The organism is Cognatundibacterium rugosum, assembly GCF_014284365.1.
Classification (GTDB): Bacteria; Pseudomonadota; Gammaproteobacteria; order Burkholderiales; family Burkholderiaceae_D; genus Undibacterium; species Undibacterium rugosum.
The window spans coordinates 1-522 of record NZ_JACOGG010000059.1 but is presented as its reverse complement, the minus strand read 5'-3'; the positions used below and the strand labels follow the sequence as shown (position 1 = coordinate 522).

Below are 522 nucleotides of genomic sequence, written 5' to 3'. Positions count from 1 at the left end.
TCATGTTGCCGGACAGGACAACGGAGTGCAGGTCTGCTGCAAACGCGCGGACTTCTTCCATCGCGCTCTTGTTGCGGCGAACCAGGAAGTTGTAGCCCAACACCGCTGGAACCGCGACGGCCAGACCGATCGCGGTCATGATCAGCGCTTCACCCACAGGACCCGCTACTTTGTCGATCGATGCCTGACCGGACATACCGATCGCTGTCAGCGCGTGGTAAATACCCCATACGGTGCCGAACAGACCAACGAATGGTGCTGTCGAACCGACTGTCGCCAGGAAGGCCAGGCCGTCTTGCAGGCGGCTTTGTACTTTGTCGACTGCGCGTTGGATGGACATGGAGACCCAGGTGTTCAGGTCGATTTGTTCCAGCAGGGCGCCTTCATGGTGCTCGGTGGCTTTGATGCCGGAGTCAGCGATGAAGCGGAATGGGCTGCCTTCTTTGAGGGAAGCTGCACCTGCTTGTACCGAGGCAGATTTCCAGAATTTAGCGCGGGCATCTGTTGCCTGGCCAGACAGTT

Annotated in this window: 1 protein-coding gene; it reads right to left on the bottom strand. The window is 58.6% G+C overall.

Going from position 1 to position 522, the window contains the following annotated elements; all coding sequences use genetic code 11:
• On the bottom strand, positions 1-522 hold a 522-nt coding region (locus H8K47_RS18050; protein WP_186882732.1), incomplete at both ends, for a MotA/TolQ/ExbB proton channel family protein.